Genomic DNA, 14,409 nt, shown 5'->3' with positions numbered 1-14,409 from the left:
AGAGGTCGGGAGGGACGGGCGGCGGCCGGCTGGCCGGTACGGACGGGGCTCTTCGGCGTCAGGCGGCCTTGCCGTGCGAGGTCCCACCCGGGCCGCCCTGCGAGCGGGCGGCGTACGCGCGGCGCGCACGGCCGTCGCGGGGACGCCGGCCACGGCCCGAGGAGGCACCGCGCCCCGCGTCGGACCTCGGCGGGGCGGCGATGGTCACCGGGGTGCCCGAGGGAGCCTGGGCGCCGGTCACACGCGTCAGCTCGGCGTCGCCCGAGCGCACCTGCGCGGTCTGCGGGGTGATGCCCGCGGCGGCGAGGAGACGGCTCATGTCCCTGCGCTGCGCCGAGGTCACCAGGGTGACGACGCTGCCGGACCCGCCGGCCCGGGCGGTGCGGCCACCGCGGTGCAGATAGTCCTTGTGGTCGGCGGGCGGGTCCACGTTGACGACCAGGTCGAGGTCGTCGACGTGGATGCCGCGGGCCGCGACGTTGGTGGCGACCAGCGCCGTGACCTGGCCGGACTTGAACTGGGCGAGGGTGCGGGTGCGCTGCGGCTGGGACTTGCCGCCGTGCAGCGCCGCCGCCCGGACGCCGCTGCTGAGCAGGTGCGTGGTGAGCCGGTCCACCGCGTGCTTGGTGTCCAGGAAGAGGAGCACCCGCCCGTCGCGGGCCGCGATCTCCGTGGTCGTGGCGTACTTGTCGGCGCCGTGCACCTGAAGCACGTGGTGCTCCATCGTGGTGACCGCGCCCGCCGAGGGGTCGACCGAGTGGACGACCGGGTCGCTGAGGTAGCGGCGGACCAGGAGGTCGACGTTGCGGTCGAGCGTGGCCGAGAACAGCATCCGCTGGCCGCCGGGGCGCACCTGGTCGAGCAACTCGGTGACCTGGGGCAGGAAGCCCATGTCGGCCATCTGGTCGGCCTCGTCCAGGACGGTGATGGCGACATCGTCCAGGCGGCAGTCGCGGCGCTCGATGAGGTCCTTGAGCCGGCCCGGCGTCGCGACGACGACCTCGGCCCCGGCGCGCAGCGCGCCGGCCTGGCGTCCGATCGACATGCCGCCGACCACGGTCGCCATGCGCAGCCGCACCGCCTTGGCGTACGGGGTGAGCGCGTCGGTCACCTGCTGCGCCAGCTCACGGGTGGGTACGAGGATCAGCGCGAGGGGCTTGCGGGATTCGGCGCGCTGCCCCGCCGTGCGCGCGAGCACCGCGAGGCCGAAGGCGAGGGTCTTGCCCGATCCGGTGCGCCCGCGGCCGAGGACGTCACGGCCCGCGAGGGAGTTGGGCAGCGTGGCCGCCTGGATCGGGAAGGGCTCGGTGACGCCGAGGCGCGTGAGGGTGGGCGGCAGGACGTCCGGCAGTCCGAGCGCCGCGAAGTCCTCGACGGGCGGCAGGGCCGGGGTGATGGTCACCGGCAGCGCGAACTCTCCCTGGAGGGCGGCGGGACGACGGCCCGAGCCCCTGGAGTACGAGCGCCCGGCCGAGCGGGAGCCGCCCGAGCCGCGGTAGCTGCTGTTCGACTGACGGCCATCTGTGCGAGATGAGCGGTTCAAGGTGAACCTTCCTCGATGCGGCGCGTATCGAGGAATTCATCCGGCACGAACGGTGCCGAGAATTGCAGGAACGGGCCGGAACAAATTAAACATGAATTCGGCCGCGAATTATGAGAAAGCGGCCGGTCTGACACGCCGGACACGCCGGGGGGTCTTCACCGGGATGCCTCAGGGGCGGTCATCGGGGCACGGAGCCCCGGAAAAAGCAACGGGCTGGGGCCCGCACCCAAGGTGCGGGCCCCAGCCACGAAGTACGCGTGAGCGTCAGGCAGGCAGGATGTTCTCGGCCTGCGGGCCCTTCTGGCCCTGCGTGACGTCGAAGGTCACCTTCTGGCCCTCCTGCAGCTCACGGAAGCCCTGGGTGGCGATGTTCGAGTAGTGGGCGAAGACGTCAGCGCCGCCACCCTCCTGCTCGATGAAGCCGAAGCCCTTTTCCGAGTTGAACCACTTCACGGTGCCGTTAGCCATGTCATATCTCCTTCGGGGCAGTGCCCGTGGAGTCCACACTGTGCGAACTCCGCATCGCCGCGATGATTACCCCGTCCGGATTGACCGGCAATACAAAGTGCTCCGTCGACACATAAAGTCGACCGGAGCACTTGAAGTCTCTGGGAACCACAACTGCAACTGGAAATGACACTAGCACGCCCAGCGCGATGACGCAGTACTTTTCATACCGCTCTGCCGGTCGGTGGATAAACCCTCATCGCGCATCGGACGAATTTCTACACCTGCCGGAACAGATATGGGTCAGGAGGGCCGTGTCCCTTCGGCCTGCCCGTCGGGGCCGCACAGCTCGTCGTTGCGGCGCAGCGCGTCGTCGAGCTGGTCCTCCAGGAGGACGATGCGGCAGGCGGCCTCGATCGGCGTGCCCTGGTCGACGAGCTCGCGGGCGCGCGCGGCGACGCGGAGCTGATGGCGGGAGTAGCGGCGGTGGCCGCCGTCGGACCGCAGCGGAGTGACGAGGCCGGCCTCGCCGACCGCCCGGAGGAAACCGGGCGTGGCGCCGATCATCTCGGCCGCGCGGCCCATCGTGTAGGCGGGGTAGTCGTCGTCGTCGAACCGATCGGGGCCATGCGTGAGGGTCTCTGAGGGCATCTGCACCTTTTCCTGAACGCGTCGAGGGGCCTGGTGCCGTTCGGCACCAGGCCCCGAGGGGTTTCAACACCATCTGCCGGCTATGTGCGCCGGTTGTCTGTTTCCGCACGACCGCCCGAGAGGGCGGGGACGCGGGGATCGCGAATGCGTGACCGGGGACCACCTTCCAATCCGGGGCCTGCGGTACCCGAGCGGCTCGAACCTCGCCCGGGCGATCCTGATGGCGTCAACTCCTCTCATCTCTCTTCACTGACAGCCCTTCATCGACTGTCGTTGGCTACACGAATAACTCTAGCCACGGCAGCCACGCATGTCTACCGTAACCGCGATAGATTTTCGCAGCCGGAGGAGCAGGGATCCGAATGCCCGAGCCGCCCTCCGCCTCGGTAGGCTCATCAGTCATGTCGAAGCCTGACGAACTGCTCGTCGACATCGCCTCTCTGGTGGAGTCCGAGCACAGCAATCAGATGTCCCTCACCGTGGTCGTGGCCGGCGCCGTCATCACCGGCCGCCTGGCCCCGGAAGCCCTGTGGCGGCGGCGCGTGGCCGAAGTCCTGAAGGACTCCGACCAGCTCCGTCCCTTCGCCGCCGTCTTCGCGGGGGACGGGGCGGGCTCCGGTCCGCCGCCCGAGCCCGCCCAGCCCACCCACCTCCACTTCCATCTGGCACGCATCCTCCAGGGCAGCCTCGGCCTCCCGGAGACGGGCGGGATGTACCGCATCCCGCTCCAGGACGTGAGCGCCTGGAGCATCGGAGACCTCAGCTACTCGGAGAACTGAACGAGCACATCACCCGACGAGCCCCGGCCCCGGGGCGGCCCTGACCGGCCGCCCCGGGGCCGGGGGCGGGGCTACCGGGCCCCGGACGGCTTGGGCAGCTCGCAGCCGGGGCGGCTCAGGTCGATCTCGTTGCCCGCGCCGACGCAGGGGACGATCCAGTAGGTCTGCTGGCCGTAGTTGACGCCCTCGCGGACGGTGACCTCGCCGTTCTCGTCGACCTCGCAGGGGTTGTTGTCCGTGCACCGGCCGCCGCTGTCATTGCCGGTGTTGTGGACGGCGACGACCTTGCCGCTCTCGTCGTCGATCACCGGCGAGCCGGAGGTGCCGCCGATCGTCCGGCACTCGGGGGTGTAGCGGACCGAGTCCTTCCAGGTCCAGTCACCCTCCTTGAGGCGGTGCGCGAAGCCGTCGACGCGGCACTGGTAGAGCTTCTTCCAGTAGCCCGACGCGACCGTGATCGCCCGGCCCTGCCCGGGACGCTGCCCGTCCAGCTCCAGGGCCTTGGTCCCGTACGTGCTCTCCACCTCCGCGTAGGTGCTGGTGAGCCGGTAGAGCGACATGTCCGTGTCGGTCATGGTGGCGTACGCGATCGTGTCGGCCCTGAGCGTCCCGAGCCTTCCGCCCGCGCCGTCGAGCAGCGTGAAGCTGCGCGTGGAGGGCTGGTCGACGAGGACCTCGCCCGGCGCGGGGAAGCCGCTCTCCACGCAGTGGCCGTTGGACAGGACGAGCGCGGGGTCGTCGGGCCGCGAGTCGGGCACGCGGACGACGGAGCCGGAGCAGTTGCTGAGCGCCACCGTCCCCGCGAGATCGACGGCACCGGCCTTCGCGGGCGGTTCGTCGCTCACGGCGGTGGCGGGCGCCGCCGTCGCCCCTATGAGCAGGGCGGCGAAGCACGCACCGACGAGAGGCTTCTTCATGTGGGGGTCCCCTCAGATGACTGTGTGACCGGAGTAACTCCGGTTTTGTCATGTGCATTGTTGAGGACACCCGGCACCCGGACAAGGGCGCACCCGCAGGAAGAGGGGAGACGACCGCGCGCCCGCAGGGGCGCGGCGACCGCGTGCCCGGGGAGAGCCACCCGGGGCATCCGCCGCCCCGCCGGCCGGAACACCCCGTAAGCTCGCGCGCATGCAGGTCATCCAGTCGACGAAGCTCGCCAACGTCTGTTACGAGATCCGGGGCCCCGTGCTCGACGAGGCGATGCGGCTGGAAGCGGCGGGCCATCGCATCCTGAAGCTGAACACCGGCAATCCGGCCGCCTTCGGCTTCGAGTGCCCGCCCGAGATCCTGGAGGACATCCTCCGCAACGTCGGCGCCGCGCACGGCTACGGCGACGCGAAGGGCCTGCTCGCGGCCCGCCGCGCGGTCGTCATGCACAACCAGACCCTGGGCATCGAGACCGACGTCGAGCACGTCTTCATCGGCAACGGCGTCTCCGAGCTCATCGTGATGGCCATGCAGGGCCTGCTCGACGACGGTGACGAGGTCCTCGTACCGGCGCCCGACTACCCCCTGTGGACCGCGGCCGTCTCGCTGTCCGGCGGCACCGCCGTGCACTACCGCTGCGACGAGCAGGCCGACTGGATGCCGGACCTCGCCGACATCGAGCGCAAGGTGACCGACCGCACCAAGGCGATCGTCATCATCAACCCGAACAACCCGACCGGCGCCGTGTACAGCGAGGAGATGCTGCGCGGCCTCACCGACATCGCGCGCCGCCACAACCTGCTGGTCTGCTCCGACGAGATCTACGACAAGATCCTCTACGACGGCGCCACGCACACGCCGACCGCCGCCGTCGCCCCCGACCTGCTGACCCTCACCTTCAACGGCATGTCGAAGGCGTACCGGGTCGCGGGGTACCGCGTCGGCTGGATGGCCGTCTCGGGGCCCAAGGCGCACGCCTCGTCGTACATCGAGGGCCTGACGATCCTCGCCAACATGCGCCTGTGCGCGAACATGCCGGGCCAGCACGGCGTCGTGGCCGCGCTGAGCGGACGGCAGACGATCAACGACCTGGTACTGCCGGGCGGGCGGCTCCTCGAACAGCGCGACACGGCGTACGACCTGCTGACGCAGATTCCCGGGGTGAGCTGCGTGAAGCCCAAGGGGTCGCTCTACCTCTTCCCGCGGCTCGACCCGAAGGTCTTCAAGATCAAGGACGACCGGCAGATGGTCCTCGACCTGCTGCGGGCCGAGAAGATCATGGTGGTCCACGGCACGGGCTTCAACTGGCCCGAACCCGACCACTTCCGCGTCGTGACCCTGCCGACGGCGACGGACCTCGCGGAGGCGGTCACGCGGATCGGGAACTTCCTGGACGGCTACAGCCAGCCGTAGCGCGGTCGCACGGCGCGGTGCCCGGCCCAGCGCTCCCGGACCGGAATCAACTTTAGACGGAATCTAAGCTAGGATGTATCCAAGACAGCTTGGAGGCCATCACATGTACGAGCCGATCCGCACCAAGTCGGTCCATTCGATGGCCGACGACGCGAGCTTCCCGCACCGCTCCCGCGAGGAGGAGCTGGACATCCAGCTCGCCGGGCACCTCGCCGCGCTCCTCGCCGTCACCGACGAGCTGCGCGTCCTCGTCCCCGACGCCGGCCTGGACGCCGCGGCCGACCGCCTCGCGTCCCAGGTGGCCCGGCTCCGCCACGGCGTGCACCCCCCGCGCTCCTCCGTCGCCGCGGCCGTCCTCCCCGACAGCTCGACGCACGGGGAGTACCCTCAGCCCCACCTCGCCGCCCTGCACCAGCGCGCGCACGCCCTCGCGGGCCGCGCCCTGGTCGTGGCGGCCTCGCGCGCCGACACCGCGGCGGCCATCCTGGCCGCCGAGCGCATGGACGCCCACGCGGGCGCCACGCGCCTGGTCGGCGCCTCCTGAACGGCCCCGGTCCGCGGCCGGTGAGGCCGCGGACCGGGTGCCACTCACCCCAGGTGGCGGGGCATCAGCCCAGGCGCTTCACCAGCGCGTGGTACTCGTCCCACAGCTCCCTCGGCGTGTGGTCGCCGAAGGTGTTGAGGTGCTCGGGGACCAGCGAGGCCTCCTCGCGCCAGACCTCCTTGTCGACCGTGAGCAGGAACTCCAGGTCGGCCTTGTCCAGGTCGAGCCCGTCGGTGTCCAGCGCGTCGACCGTCGGGAGGATGCCGATCGGGCTCTCGACGCCCTCGGCCCTGCCGTCGAGGCGGTCCACGATCCACTTCAGGACGCGGGAGTTCTCACCGAAGCCGGGCCACACGAACGTGCCGTCGGCGTCCTTGCGGAACCAGTTGACGTAGTAGATCTTCGGCAGCTTGGACTGGTCCCCCCTGGCCGTCGCGGCGGCGCCGACCTTGACCCAGTGGGCCATGTAGTCGCCCATGTTGTAGCCGCAGAACGGCAGCATGGCGAACGGGTCGCGGCGCAGCTCGCCGACCTTGCCCTCGGCGGCGGCGGTCTTCTCGGAGGCCACGTTCGCGCCGAGGAAGACGCCGTGGTTCCAGTCGAAGGACTCGGTCACCAGCGGCACGGCGCTCGCGCGGCGACCGCCGAAGAGGATCGCCGAGATCGGCACGCCCTTGGGGTCCTCCCACTCGGGCGCGATGATCGGGCACTGCGAGGCGGGGGTGGTGAAGCGGGCGTTCGGGTGCGCGGCCGGGACGCCCGACTCCGGCGTCCAGTCGTTGCCCTTCCAGTCGGTGAGGTGGGCCGGGGTCTCCTCTGTCATGCCCTCCCACCAGACGTCGCCGTCGTCGGTCAGCGCGACGTTGGTGAAGACCGAGTTGCCCCACAGCGTCTTCATGGCGTTGGCGTTGGTGTGCTCGCCGGTGCCGGGCGCGACGCCGAAGAAGCCGGCCTCGGGGTTGATCGCGTAGAGGCGGCCGTCCTCGCCGAACCGCATCCAGGCGATGTCGTCACCGATGGTCTCGACGGTCCAGCCGGGGATCGTCGGCTCCAGCATGGCGAGGTTCGTCTTGCCGCAGGCGGACGGGAACGCGGCGGCGACGTACTTGCTCTCGCCCTGCGGGGGCGTCAGCTTGAGGATCAGCATGTGCTCGGCCAGCCAGCCCTCGTCGCGCGCCATGACGGAGGCGATGCGCAGGGCGTAGCACTTCTTGCCGAGCAGGGCGTTGCCGCCGTAGCCCGAGCCGTAGGACCAGATCTCGCGGTCCTCGGGGAAGTGCGAGATGTACTTGGTGGAGTTGCAGGGCCACGGGACGTCGGCCTGGCCCTCCTCCAGCGGCGCGCCCAGCGTGTGGACGGCCTTGACGAAGAAGCCGTCGTCGCCCAGCTCGTCCAGGACCGCCTGGCCCATGCGGGTCATGGTGCGCATGGACACGGCGACGTACGCCGAGTCGGTGATCTCGACGCCGATCGCGGACAGCGGCGAGCCGACCGGCCCCATGCAGAAGGGCACGACGTACATCGTGCGGCCCTTCATCGACCCGCGGAACACACCGCCCCTGCCGTCCCGGCCGGTGAAGATCTCCCGCATCTCGGCGGGGTCCTTCCAGTGGTTGGTCGGGCCCGCGTCCTTCTCCTGCTTCGAGCAGATGAAGGTGCGGTCCTCGACGCGCGCGACGTCGGTCGGGTCGGAGGCCGCGTAGTACGAGTTGGGGCGCTTGACCGGGTCGAGCCTCTTGAACGTGCCGTTGGCGACGAGCTCCCCGCACAGGCGCTCGTACTCGGCCTCGGAACCGTCACACCAGACGACCCTGTCCGGCTGCGTCAGTTCGGCGATCTCGTCGACCCAGGAGGCGAGCTCCTGGTGGCCGGTCGGGACGGTGTTGGTCGGGAGGGTGCTGGGAGCCGCGATGTCGCGCGCCACGATTGCTCCTAATCGAGGGGGTTTTGTGGATGTATGCCCCGTGGGGGCTGCGACCCGGACGCTTCACGTGGAAATTCCCTCTGGCGCTCATCCGGTGCCGACCGCACTCATATGATCATCCGACGAGGGCGCCCATCTGTCCAGAGGGCTTCACACCTGAGCGACGTGAGCATCGCCACTTGTACGGGTTCGCCTGCGAGGGCGGTGGTTTCGTATACGGCTGACGAACGACTTACGGGCCCGTAGGTACGATTCCCGTCATGACCGCTCCCGTCCCCGAAGCGATCCCGGAAGCCGTCGGCGCCGCCTCGCCCGGTTCATCCGTACTGTCGCCGCAGTTCCCCCCGAAGCCGAAGATGCGCGGTTGGCTGCACGCCGGCATGTTCCCGGCGGTGCTCGTCTCCGGCCTGGTGCTCACGGCCCTCGCCGACTCCACCCGCGGCCGCATCGCCTGCGGGATCTTCGCCCTGACGGCGTGCCTGCTCTTCGGCGTCAGCGCGCTCTACCACCGGGGCGACTGGGGTCCGCGCGCGGACGGCGTCCTGCGCAGGCTCGACCACTCCAACATCTTCCTGATCATCGCGGGCACCTACACGCCCCTCACGATGCTGCTGCTCCCCGACGCCAAGGGGCAGTGGCTGCTCTGGGGCGTCTGGGGCGCGGCCGTCGCGGGCATCGCCTTCCGCGTCCTGTGGGTCGGCGCCCCCCGCTGGCTCTACACGCCGTGCTACATCGCGATGGGCTGGGCGGCCGTCTTCTTCCTGCCGGACTTCATGCGTGAGGGCGGCATCACCGTCCTCGTCCTCGTGATCGTCGGCGGGCTGCTCTACAGCGTGGGCGGCGTGATCTACGGCATCAAGCGCCCCAACCCCTCCCCCCGCTTCTTCGGCTTCCACGAGGTCTTCCACTCACTGACCCTGGCCGCGTTCGCCGTGCACTACGTCGGCATCTCCCTGGTGGCCTACCAGCACGGCTGACCCTCTCCCCACCACGAGGAAGTGGCCGCGGCTCCCCAGCCGCGGCCACTTTTTCGTGTGCGCGAACAGGCCGGGGACAGGTCGCGGAAGGTCGCGGACAGGGCATTGTCATTGACAGTGACTACCTTTTGACAGTTACTCTCATTTCATGATGACTGTCACCGACGCTGGTGCCGGCACACCTGCCGCCGCACAGCAGGACCCCCGCCGCTGGTGGGCGCTGGCCGCCCTGGTCGCGAGCATGCTCGTGCTCGGTTTCGACATGACGATCCTCAACGTCGCGCTGCCGACCATGGCCGGGCAGCTCGACGCGGACACCGGTGAGCAGCAGTGGATGGCCGACGCGTACGTCGTCGTCTTCGCCGCGCTGATGCTGCCCGCCGGCCTCCTCGGCGACCGGTTCGGACGGCGCCGGATGCTGATGACCGGCCTCGGCGTCTTCCTGGTCGGTTCGGTCCTCGGCACCCTCGCGCACGACGTCTCCCTCGTCGTCGCGGCCCGCGCCGTCATGGGCCTCGGCGGCGCCCTCGTCATGCCGCTCGCCCTGGCCGTGCTGCCCGCCCTCTTCGGCCCCGGCGAACGGACCAAGGCCGTCGGGATCGTCTCCGCCGCCTCCGCGCTCGGCGCGCCGCTCGGGCCGATCGTCGGCGGCTGGCTCCTCGACCACTTCTGGTGGGGCTCGATCTTCCTGATCAACGTGCCCATGGTCGCGATCGGCCTGACCGCCTGCGCCTTCCTGCTCCCCGAGACCCGCGACCCGTCATCCCCGAAGGTCGACATCCTCTCCACCGCCCTGACCGCCGCCGGGCTCGGCGCGCTCGTCTACGCCGTCATCGAGGCACCCGCCCGCGGCTGGAGCGACCCCCTGGTGCTCGGCATGTCCGCCGGTGCCGTACTCCTGCTCACCGCGCTCGTCCTGCGCGAGCGGCGGATGACGCGCCCCATGCTCGACCTGACGCTCCTTCGCGACCGCGGCTTCTTCCTGAACACGCTGGCGGCGACGCTGGTGATGTTCGTCCTGTCCGGCCTGATGTTCGTGCTCCCCCAGTACCTCCAGGCCGTCCAGGGCAACGACGCCCTCGGCACCGGCGTGCGGATGCTGCCGATGATGGGCGGTCTGCTCGTCGCCGCGAAGTGCGTGGAGCCCGTCGTGCGCCGCTTCGGGCCGCGCGCTGCGATCAGCGGCGGACTCGTGGCGCTCGCCTTCGCCGCGATGCTCGGCAGCCGTACGGAGGTCCACAGCGGCTACGGGTTCACCGCGCTGTGGCTCTCGGTGGCCGGCCTCGGCTTCGGCTTCGCGATCGTTCCCGCCATGGACTCGGCGCTCGGCGCGCTGCCCGTGGAGCGGGCCGGCTCCGGCACCGGGCTGATGATGACCGTGCGTCAGGTGGGCGGCGCCCTCGGGATCGCGCTGCTCGGCTCGCTCCTCGCCTCGGCCTACACCCGCGACCTCGACACCGGCGCGCTGCCCGGCCCCCCGGCCGACGCCGCCCGGGAGTCCGTGGTCGCCGCCCACGCCGTCGCCGACCGGCTCGGCTCCGGGCGCCTCGCCGCGTCCGCCGACGCCGCCTACGTCCACGGCATGGGCCTCGTACTGCTCGTCAGCGGTGTCGCCGCCCTGGTCACGGCGCTGCTGGTCGCCGCGCTGCTGCCCCGCTCCGACGACGGCCGCGGGCAGCGCCCGGCCATGGGCGGAGCCCCGGAGGATGCCGGACAATGAACGCATGACGGCCGCACGCACCCCCCACCCCGCTCCCGCCCCGCAACTGGGGCTGCGCGAGCGGAAGAAGCTCAAGACCCGCCTCGCCATCCGGGAGGCGACCTACGGGCTGATCCGGCGGCAGGGGTACGACGCGACGACCGTCGAGCAGATCGCGGAGGCGGCGGAGGTCTCCCCCTCCACGGTCTTCCGCTACTTCCCGACCAAGGAGGACATCGTCCTCACCGACGAGTTCGACCCGGTCCTTGAGCAGGAGCTGCTGCGGCGGCCCGCCGACGAGCCGATCGTGGAGTCGCTGCGGCAGGTGCTGCGCCGGGCCGTGGACCTCAGCTTCTCGACCGAGCCCGACGAGGCCGTCCTGCGTACGCGGCTCATGCTCGAAGTGCCCGCCGTGCGCTCGCGGATGCTGGAGAGCATGTCGGTCACCGGCGGCATCTTCTGCCGGGTCATCGCGGAGCGCACCGGCAGGGACCCCGGCGACCTGGAGGTGCGGGTCTTCTCCATGGGTCTGATCGGCGCGCTCACCGAGACCATGGCGTACTGGGCCGAGCATGGCCACAAGGAGGACCTCCCCTCCCTCGTGGACCGCACGCTCGCCGCGCTGACGGGCGGATTCTCGGCGGCGCCCGACCGATGGGACATGCCATTCTGACCGCATGAACGGTCCGGAGATCAGCGTAAGTTTCGCCCCCGAGCTGGGGCTTTTCGTCCCGCAGGAGCGACGGGGCGGCCCCAGCACGGTCGTCACCGACGGCGCCTCCACGCTCGGGCACGTCGTCGAGTCCCTCGGGGTGCCGCTCACGGAGGTCGGCGCGCTCGTGGTGGACGGCCGCGAAGCCGCCACCGGGCATGTGCCGGCCGCCGGCGAGACCGTCGCCGTACGGGCGGTGCCCCGCCCCCAGCGGGTGCCGGGCGCCCCGCTCCGCTTCCTCCTCGACGTCCATCTGGGCACGCTGGCCCGGCGGTTGCGGCTCCTCGGCGTCGACGCGGCGTACGAGAGCACGGACATCGGCGATCCCGCGCTCGCCGCGCGCTCGGCGGCCGAGCGGCGGGTCCTGCTGAGCCGCGACCGGGGGCTCCTGCGCCGCCGCGAGCTGTGGGCGGGCGCGTACGTCTACAGCGACCGCCCCGACGACCAGCTCCGCGACGTCCTCGGCCGCTTCACGCCACCGCTGCGGCCGTGGACGCGGTGCACCGCCTGCAACGGCACGCTGCGCGAGGCGTCGAAGGAGGACGTGGCGGACCTCCTGGAGGGCGGGACGCGCGGCACGTACGAGGTCTTCGCCCAGTGCGAGCGCTGCGCCCGCGTGTACTGGCGGGGCGCCCACCACGACCGCCTGGCGGCCCTGGTCGCCACGGCACTTGCGGAGTTCGGCGAGGCCGCCCACTAGCCACGGCTCGTGCTCGTGGTCGTGGTCAGGAAAGCTTCGACGCGAGCTCGCCCGGGTCGGTCGTCGGCGCGTCGCAGACGAAGGAGCGGCAGACGTAGGCCGCCGGGAGACCGTCGATCAAGGGCCGGTCGGCCAGCAACGGCAGCTCCGCCGAGCCCTCGGGCCCCGCCGCGACGACCGCCCCCGGCGCCCCGCCGAGCAGCGCCGTCCGGTGCAGGTCCCCGAGGACCTCGCCGACGACGGCGACTTCGAGCGGCCCGGAGACCGCCGCCTCGGCCACCGCGAGCCCGTGCCCGATGAACCGCGGCACCCGGGGCCCGAGCGCCTTGACGACCCCCAGCGCCCGCTCCGCCGCGAGCCGGTGCGGCGAGGCCCCGGTATGGGCGGCGTACGACAGGAGCGCCCCGGCGGCGGCGGTCCACCCGGACGGCGCCGCGTTGTCCGTGGGGTCCTGCGGACGGCGGATGAGCCGCTCCGCGTCCGCCGCGGTGTCGTACAGGGCGCCGCTCTCCGCGTCCACGAACTGCGCGAGCACATGGTCGAGCAGGAATCCGGCGAACTCCAGCCACACGCCCTCCCCCGTCACGGAGGCCAGCGTGAGGAACCCCTCGGCGACATCGGCGTAGTCCTCCAGGACCCCGGCGTTCGACCCGGCCCGCCCGTCCTTGGAGGTCCGGACGAGCCGTGCCCGCGGATCCATGTGCAGACGTACGAGAAGGTCGCCCGCGCCCACGGCGGCGGCGACGAGATCGGGCCGGTCGAAGTAGGCGCCGACCTCCGCGAGCGCGGCCACGGCGAGCCCGTTCCACGCGGCGACCACCTTGTCGTCACGCCCCGGCGCGGGCCGCTGGGCACGCGCCGCGAGCAGCCGCTCCCGCACGGAGGCGAGGCGGGAGGCGTCCGCGAGGGGCCCGTCGAGGGGCGGGAGCCGCAGCACGGAGGCGCCCTTCTCGAAGGTGCCCTCCTCGGTCACCCCGTAGGCTGCCATGGCCAGCTCCGCGTCGGAGTCGCCGAGGACCTCGCGGATCTGGCCCGGCGTCCAGACGTAGTACGCGCCCTCGACGTGCGCGCCCGTGGCCGGGTCCTCGCTGTCGGCGTCGAGCGCGGAGGCGAAGCCGCCCTCGTTGGTGCGCAGTTCACGGACCATGAAGTCCGCGGTCTCCAGGGCGACGCGCCGCGCGAGGTCGGAGCCGGTGGCCCGCCACAGATGGGCGTAGGCGCGGCACAGGAGCGCGTTGTCGTACAGCATCTTCTCGAAGTGCGGCACGACCCACTCGCGGTCGACGGAGTAGCGCGCGAAGCCGCCGCCGAGCTGGTCGTAGATGCCGCCGCGGGCCATGCGCTCACAGGTCTCCGCGGCCATCTGCAGCGCGCCCTCGGCGCCCGTGCGGGCGTAGTGCCGCAGCAGGAACTCGATGACCATGGACGGCGGGAACTTGGGCGCGCCGCCGAAGCCGCCGTGCGCCGTGTCGTAGTCGCGGGCCAGGCCGAGCAGCGCCTGCGCGAGCTCGTCCTCGCCGGGCCGCTCGCCGGAGCCGTGGGTGAGCTGCCGCTCCCCGAGGTCACGCACGATCTTGCCCGCGACCTCGTCGACCTCGCCGCGCCGGTCGGTCCAGGCCCGGTGCACTCCGTCGAGCACCTGCGCGAAGGAGGGCATGCCGTGCCGGGGCTCCGGCGGGAAGTACGTACCGAAGTAGAAGGGCTCGGCGTCGGCGGTGAGGAAGACGGTCATGGGCCAGCCGCCGTGGCCCGTCGCGGCCTGTACGGCCTCCATGTAGACGGCGTCGACGTCGGGCCGCTCCTCGCGGTCGACCTTGATGTTCACGAACTTCTCGTTCATGAGCGCGGCGGTCCCCTCGTCCTCGAAGGACTCGTGCGCCATGACGTGACACCAGTGGCAGCTGCTGTACCCGACGCTGAGCAGCACCGGGACGCCGCGTTCGCGCGCCTCCTCGAAGGCCTCGGCCGACCAGGGCCACCAGTCGACGGGGTTGTCGGCGTGCTGAAGCAGGTAGGGGGACGTCTCGTGCGCCAGTCGGTTCGGCATACCCCCCATCCTCGCGCACACCGGGCACCACACCCGCGCAGGCCGG

13 protein-coding genes are annotated in these 14,409 nt (G+C 71.4%); 7 read left to right on the top strand and 6 right to left on the bottom strand.

Annotated elements, in window-relative coordinates:
* Positions 1-58: 58 nt before the first annotated feature.
* From ACRAKF_RS24480 to ACRAKF_RS24470, 3 genes are all read right to left on the bottom strand, one after another.
* A complete protein-coding gene (locus ACRAKF_RS24480; RefSeq protein ID WP_447039572.1) occupies positions 59-1,543 on the bottom strand; it encodes a DEAD/DEAH box helicase in 1,485 nt (494 codons plus the stop codon).
* Positions 1,544-1,807: 264 nt separating this feature from the next.
* Positions 1,808-2,011, bottom strand: a complete 204-nt coding sequence (locus ACRAKF_RS24475) for a cold-shock protein (RefSeq protein ID WP_062780821.1) — start codon at positions 2,009-2,011, stop codon at positions 1,808-1,810.
* Between the two features lie 282 nt (positions 2,012-2,293).
* Positions 2,294-2,641, bottom strand: a complete 348-nt coding sequence (locus tag ACRAKF_RS24470; protein WP_447039570.1) for a MerR family transcriptional regulator — start codon at positions 2,639-2,641, stop codon at positions 2,294-2,296.
* Positions 2,642-3,042: 401 nt separating this feature from the next.
* Here ACRAKF_RS24470 and ACRAKF_RS24465 point away from each other — a divergent pair, with 401 nt between their 5' ends.
* On the top strand, positions 3,043-3,420 hold the full coding sequence (locus tag ACRAKF_RS24465; RefSeq protein ID WP_447039568.1) for a hypothetical protein: 378 nt from the start codon (positions 3,043-3,045) through the stop codon (positions 3,418-3,420).
* 71 nt (positions 3,421-3,491) lie between these two features.
* Here ACRAKF_RS24465 and ACRAKF_RS24460 read toward each other — a convergent pair whose 3' ends face one another.
* The gene (locus ACRAKF_RS24460) at positions 3,492-4,337 is read right to left on the bottom strand and encodes a trypsin-like peptidase domain-containing protein (protein ID WP_447039567.1); all 846 of its coding nucleotides are present in this window, start codon (positions 4,335-4,337) and stop codon (positions 3,492-3,494) included.
* 211 nt (positions 4,338-4,548) lie between these two features.
* Here ACRAKF_RS24460 and ACRAKF_RS24455 point away from each other — a divergent pair, with 211 nt between their 5' ends.
* Both ACRAKF_RS24455 and ACRAKF_RS24450 read left to right on the top strand, forming a co-directional pair.
* On the top strand, positions 4,549-5,760 hold the full coding sequence (locus ACRAKF_RS24455; protein WP_447039565.1) for a pyridoxal phosphate-dependent aminotransferase: 1,212 nt from the start codon (positions 4,549-4,551) through the stop codon (positions 5,758-5,760).
* Between the two features lie 103 nt (positions 5,761-5,863).
* Positions 5,864-6,304, top strand: a complete 441-nt coding sequence (locus ACRAKF_RS24450; RefSeq protein ID WP_447039564.1) for an SCO4983 family protein — start codon at positions 5,864-5,866, stop codon at positions 6,302-6,304.
* A gap of 64 nt (positions 6,305-6,368) precedes the next feature.
* Here ACRAKF_RS24450 and ACRAKF_RS24445 read toward each other — a convergent pair whose 3' ends face one another.
* Positions 6,369-8,228, bottom strand: coding sequence for a phosphoenolpyruvate carboxykinase (GTP) (locus ACRAKF_RS24445; RefSeq protein ID WP_447039563.1), 1,860 nt, complete (start codon positions 8,226-8,228; stop codon positions 6,369-6,371).
* Positions 8,229-8,488: 260 nt separating this feature from the next.
* On the opposite strand from ACRAKF_RS24445, the gene trhA reads away from it, so the two are divergent.
* The 4 genes from trhA to ACRAKF_RS24425 all read left to right on the top strand — a co-directional run bounded on the left by trhA (position 8,489) and on the right by ACRAKF_RS24425 (position 12,316).
* Positions 8,489-9,205: a PAQR family membrane homeostasis protein TrhA gene (trhA, locus tag ACRAKF_RS24440; protein WP_447039561.1), complete on the top strand. Its 717-nt coding sequence runs from the start codon at positions 8,489-8,491 to the stop codon at positions 9,203-9,205.
* A 148-nt stretch (positions 9,206-9,353) separates the two neighbouring features.
* Entirely contained in the window at positions 9,354-10,925 is a 1,572-nt protein-coding gene (locus ACRAKF_RS24435) for an MFS transporter (protein WP_447039559.1), read from the top strand.
* 4 nt (positions 10,926-10,929) lie between these two features.
* Complete coding sequence (locus tag ACRAKF_RS24430; RefSeq protein ID WP_447039558.1) at positions 10,930-11,577, top strand: TetR/AcrR family transcriptional regulator; 648 nt, start codon at positions 10,930-10,932, stop codon at positions 11,575-11,577.
* A gap of 4 nt (positions 11,578-11,581) precedes the next feature.
* On the top strand, positions 11,582-12,316 hold the full coding sequence (locus tag ACRAKF_RS24425) for a Mut7-C RNAse domain-containing protein (RefSeq protein ID WP_447039556.1): 735 nt from the start codon (positions 11,582-11,584) through the stop codon (positions 12,314-12,316).
* 25 nt (positions 12,317-12,341) lie between these two features.
* Here the strand turns inward: ACRAKF_RS24425 and ACRAKF_RS24420 are convergent, their stop codons facing one another.
* On the bottom strand, positions 12,342-14,363 hold the full coding sequence (locus ACRAKF_RS24420) for a thioredoxin domain-containing protein (RefSeq protein WP_447039554.1): 2,022 nt from the start codon (positions 14,361-14,363) through the stop codon (positions 12,342-12,344).
* Positions 14,364-14,409 lie beyond the last annotated feature (46 nt).

It is taken from the genome of Streptomyces sp. DSM 118878, assembly GCF_052936595.1.
Note: the sequence above shows the minus strand (reverse complement) of the source record. Positions and strands in the feature narration are given on the sequence as shown.

Coding starts and splice junctions, on each gene's coding strand:
- ACRAKF_RS24475 (WP_062780821.1), bottom strand. CDS start 2,011: ATGGCTAACGGCACCGTGAAGTGGTTCAACTCGGAAAAGGGCTTCGGC.
- ACRAKF_RS24470 (WP_447039570.1), bottom strand. CDS start 2,641: ATGCCCTCAGAGACCCTCACGCATGGCCCCGATCGGTTCGACGACGAC.
- ACRAKF_RS24465 (WP_447039568.1), top strand. CDS start 3,043: ATGTCGAAGCCTGACGAACTGCTCGTCGACATCGCCTCTCTGGTGGAG.
- ACRAKF_RS24460 (WP_447039567.1), bottom strand. CDS start 4,337: ATGAAGAAGCCTCTCGTCGGTGCGTGCTTCGCCGCCCTGCTCATAGGG.
- ACRAKF_RS24455 (WP_447039565.1), top strand. CDS start 4,549: ATGCAGGTCATCCAGTCGACGAAGCTCGCCAACGTCTGTTACGAGATC.
- ACRAKF_RS24450 (WP_447039564.1), top strand. CDS start 5,864: ATGTACGAGCCGATCCGCACCAAGTCGGTCCATTCGATGGCCGACGAC.
- trhA (WP_447039561.1), top strand. CDS start 8,489: ATGACCGCTCCCGTCCCCGAAGCGATCCCGGAAGCCGTCGGCGCCGCC.
- ACRAKF_RS24435 (WP_447039559.1), top strand. CDS start 9,354: ATGATGACTGTCACCGACGCTGGTGCCGGCACACCTGCCGCCGCACAG.
- ACRAKF_RS24430 (WP_447039558.1), top strand. CDS start 10,930: ATGACGGCCGCACGCACCCCCCACCCCGCTCCCGCCCCGCAACTGGGG.
- ACRAKF_RS24425 (WP_447039556.1), top strand. CDS start 11,582: ATGAACGGTCCGGAGATCAGCGTAAGTTTCGCCCCCGAGCTGGGGCTT.
- ACRAKF_RS24420 (WP_447039554.1), bottom strand. CDS start 14,363: ATGCCGAACCGACTGGCGCACGAGACGTCCCCCTACCTGCTTCAGCAC.